The organism is Flavobacterium sp., from assembly GCF_028712645.1.
GTDB lineage: Bacteria > Bacteroidota > Bacteroidia > Flavobacteriales > Flavobacteriaceae > Flavobacterium.
The window spans coordinates 1-4,226 of the sequence record NZ_JAQTPQ010000284.1 but is presented as its reverse complement, the minus strand read 5'-3'; the positions used below and the strand labels follow the sequence as shown (position 1 = coordinate 4,226).

The following is a 4,226-nucleotide window of genomic DNA, read 5'->3' as shown; positions in this document are numbered from 1 at the left end:
CAAAGACCACGAATTCTGGATAACAAAAAAGAAAAATACTTGACAAGAAAAGAAATCAACAGTTATCTGTCTTTTGCTAATATGGCGGGTTTTGGCTTAATTTAAAGTTGGTTTTTAACTTTGAAAAATTAAAATTAAATAAAATTCACTCCCTTTTTTTATCATTTACTTCAACTCCAAATTATACTTTTTCACAATCTCCAAAGTCGATTTATCTGTAGAAAAAACACTGTTCAAACCTTGAGGTTCTTGCGGTGGATCGGTTGTTAATGGATCTCCGGGTTTCCATTTTCCGTCTAGGGTAACGGCTTTTCCTTCGCCACCAAATCCCCAAAAATTAGCGGCTTGTAACACGTCATTATTTTATGACTTCCTAAAAATCTATTGAAGATATAGTTGTAAAAAACATCTAGATTGGCAATAGAAGCAGTTGAAAGTAAACTTCATCATAAAAATCAACGAAAACAATATAAAAGCTTTGTAATGAACTATAATACTCAATTATATAAAACAGCTTGGGGAAAAAATTACTGACGCGAGTCACGCAGTGTACGTGTTTTTGATTCAAAAACCGTGACAGTAATTTTTTTAGAAGCGTTGGCCAAGAGTGCTAATAGGAAAATAAAACGTCTGGTTTTATTATTTGGGTACCATTTTGCTTTTACTACAATGGAATTATTTTCAGTTTTGCTTCGTCGTGTTCTTTGAAGGCATTACTTAACGTTAAATGATTTTCTAAAGTTTGCATATCATTTGCCAGGAGTGAAGTACTAAATTCTTGTGCTCTTTGCAACATTTTGATATATACAGCTGGATCATCGTTTCTTGTTAGTCTTCTTAATGCTCCTAAATAGTCATCACGATACACTGTTGGAATTATGATTCGAGTTTGGTTTACTTTTACTAATTCGGCATTCATCATAACTCTTGCAATTCTGCCATTTCCATCCAAGAATGGATGTATTTCGCTTATCATAAACATAATATAGGCTGCTTTAGCAAATGGTTCTTGCAGTGCTTGGTAGTAATCAAATCCTTTTATTAATGTTCCTCTTACCAAGGTATGGTCAACAAAATGTGTTTCGCCTGCACGATTATTTTTGTCTTTGAATTGACCTGGTTTTTTTGAGGTTCTAGCTCCCAAAAGTATTTGATGCCTGTATTGCAATATGTTCAATAATTCATCTGGATTTGAAGGTGTTGTACTCATTTCCGTTTGATTACTAACTAATCTGTAGGTTCCTAAAATGTCATGAGAATCTTCGTACCGATTTGGAATTGGTGTTTCGGTTTGAATGATGCTTTTAGCTTCTTCAATTTCAAAAATAGTTCCTTCGATGTAGTTGGAAAAATAGGCTTCAAAGAAGGCAAAATTTCGAAAGGCATTGGTTTCTTTATTCTTGTCTTGACTTTCTTTATAGGGTTGTTGTTGCAGTTCTATAAACAGTTTTTCGAATAATTCTATACGGTGTTTGTCGTAAGGGTTTCCTAAAGCTCTGGCTACTGCCAATGGTGATGTAAGTATTTTGGAAGGTTTTGTTGTCAGTAAGGCACTGATTAATTTGTTGAGTTTGTCAAATTCGGTTTGCATTCCTAATTTGTTGGCAATTTCTCTTGCTTTGTCCCGAAATTGGTTTAGTCCCTCTTCTCCTTTTACTTGTACTATCTGTTCTAATTTATTTTCGATTTCCAGTAGCGTAATCGTTTTGGATGTTGGTCCTATTTGGCGTGAAGATTGTAGGTTTTCTAAAAAAGCTCTTTCTTGTTGCGATACAAATAATTCCCCCGAAAATGGATTGTCTCCTTCTGTTGCCGGTAGTCCCTCCATAAAGCGGATGGTTATCCCTGGCAGTTCAATTTTTTTGGTATAGGTATAAGTTACAAATATTTGATTTGCCGTTGTTGGTTTGAATTCTAAAGCGGAACGGTGACTTAATACTGCACCTGGATACAGTTTTCCTAGAATGGTAAAAATATTTCTTCTAATAATTACGTCTTCTGGCTCATTGAAATTTGAAGTATAGATACGAGGAGCAATTTTTTTTATTTGCCCCGTTTCTTCCAGTTTTCCTAATTGTCTGCTTATTGCCGTATCGCTTGAAGCAAAAATTACTTCTTGAAGGTGAATTGGGATGTTATTTTCCATTAGAAATGCTTTTACACCTCAAAAATAGCTATTTTTTTCCATTAAAACGCTATTTACTGCAAATATTTTCCATTATAAAACTATTGATGCCTTTTTGTATTTTCCACTAAAAGGGTATTCTAATCGTTAAATATAAATTATTTTCCAGTAAAGCTTGTTTTTTAGCAACAATTTTCCAGTAAAACACACTGGTTTTGTTTATTTCGATACAAATAACAGTAATTAGTACTTTCTTTGATGTTTTCTTATGTCTGTATTCACAGAGCACCAATAGAAAAGGAAGGAGAATATCGTTTGTTGTTGATTTGCTAAAAAAGACTGGCAGTAGACTTGCTGCTTATCACGTTTTACTTCACAAAAAAAACACTCGCATTGACGATTTTAATAGTTTCTAAAGATCTTAGGTTTTCGCATTTTTTCGGTATTCTTTGGGTGTTGTTGTTGTCAATTTTTTGAATAGCTTATTGAAATTGGAAACCGTTTTGTAACCACATTTATAGGCAATTTCGGATATGCCCATATCTGTTTCAATGAGAAATTTACAGGCATTAGAAACTCGGATTTCATTTAGGTATTCTACAAAATTTTTTTTGGTTTTCAATTTAAACATTCTACAAAAAGAAGTAGGCGTAAGATTGGCAATTTTGGCAATTTCAATAAGTGAAATATCTTCCTTGTAATTTTCTTTTACATATTGAAAAACATCTGAAAGTCGATCATTTTTTGTTTGATTATTTGGTAACGAATAGGTTTCATTATTGACAAAAGTCAGGTCAGTACTTTCCGAAAGAATCGATAGTATTTCAAAAAGACCGATAATGATTTCAAAGTTTTTTTTGTTTAGGAGTTTTTCTAATTTTTTAGCGATTAGTTTATTCGTTTTTCCACTAATGTAAAGTCCTTTATTAGCCTTGCTAAAAAGGGTATTAATTTTTTGCGTTTCTTTTAGTTCATAAAAATCAGGTCCAAAAATATCTTTGTTGAAGTAAACTACAATGGCTTTTGCCTTTAATTTATTGATACCTTGATAATAAATTTCGTCATTTAACCATATATGTGGGATGTCTGAACCAAGAAATACCATATCGCCAGATACAAAGGGCTCTACTGAATTTCCAACAATTCTTTTTCCGTAACTTTCTTTTACATAGACTAATTCGAGTTCAGGATGCGAATGGAATGGGGATTGAAAAAAGGAATCTTCACGAGAAATAACAGAAACAGAACTGTTTGAATAAGAGGTTATTTTTGTTTTTTCAATTTTCACTTTTTTTTGCAAAGATAATTAATAATTAAACAAAGATAATATTGAATTAATAAATATACTTTAGTAATTATATCTTTCGAATTCTAAAACACTATAAATTTAATAAAATACGTATGGCACAAATTGCTCAGTCGGATGTTCAAAACAAAGCTGGTTCTAATGAAAAACAAAGCTGGTTGTTCCCATTCATATTGGTTACCAGTCTGTTTTTTTTCTGGGGATTCGTCCACAATCTGGATCCAGTTTTAATTCCACATTTAAGAAAAGCATTTAATCTTTCTGATTTGCAATCTTCCTTGATTGACTCCTCTGTTTTCATTGCTTATTTTGTTATGGCTTTGCCTGCGGGTTATATTATGCGGAAGTATGGATATAAATCTGGTATTATGATTGGACTGGTTTTATTTGGTATAGGTTGTATTTTGTTTGTGCCTGCGGCCAACTCACTACAATATATCTATTTCTTGGGGGCTTTGTTCATTATCGCCTGCGGACTTACCTTTTTGGAAACCGCCGCTAATCCTTATGTGACTATACTTGGCCCGGCCGAAACTGCTACCAGACGATTGAATTTTTCTCAGTCTTTTAATGGATTAGCCGCTTTTATAGCTCCTACTTTTATAGGTCCTTTGATATTATCCGGAAAAAACCTGAGCCAATCAGAAATGGCGGCTATGGCACCTGCAGAATTACAATCCTATCTCGCCACAGAGGCTGCAAGCGGAAAAATGCCTTATCTTATTTTAGGAATAATCATTTTAGCTGTAGCAGTAATGTTTTATTTTACCAATATGCCAGATGTAATAGATGAAG

At 33.2% G+C, this 4,226-nt stretch carries 4 protein-coding genes; 1 reads left to right on the top strand and 3 read right to left on the bottom strand.

From position 1 onward, the window contains the following. Positions 1–165 precede the first annotated feature (165 nt). From PHC28_RS16280 to PHC28_RS16270, 3 genes are all read right to left on the bottom strand, one after another. On the bottom strand, positions 166–354 hold the full coding sequence (locus PHC28_RS16280; protein ID WP_300103149.1) for a hypothetical protein: 189 nt from the start codon (positions 352–354) through the stop codon (positions 166–168). 310 nt (positions 355–664) lie between these two features. Beyond that, the gene (locus PHC28_RS16275; protein ID WP_300103147.1) at positions 665–2,146 is read right to left on the bottom strand and encodes a Fic family protein; all 1,482 of its coding nucleotides are present in this window, start codon (positions 2,144–2,146) and stop codon (positions 665–667) included. A 400-nt stretch (positions 2,147–2,546) separates the two neighbouring features. Next, complete coding sequence (locus PHC28_RS16270; RefSeq protein WP_300103145.1) at positions 2,547–3,413, bottom strand: AraC family transcriptional regulator; 867 nt, start codon at positions 3,411–3,413, stop codon at positions 2,547–2,549. Positions 3,414–3,526: 113 nt separating this feature from the next. Here PHC28_RS16270 and PHC28_RS16265 point away from each other — a divergent pair. Next, a partial coding sequence (locus PHC28_RS16265; protein ID WP_300103143.1) for an MFS transporter occupies positions 3,527–4,226 on the top strand: 700 nt, incomplete at its 3' end.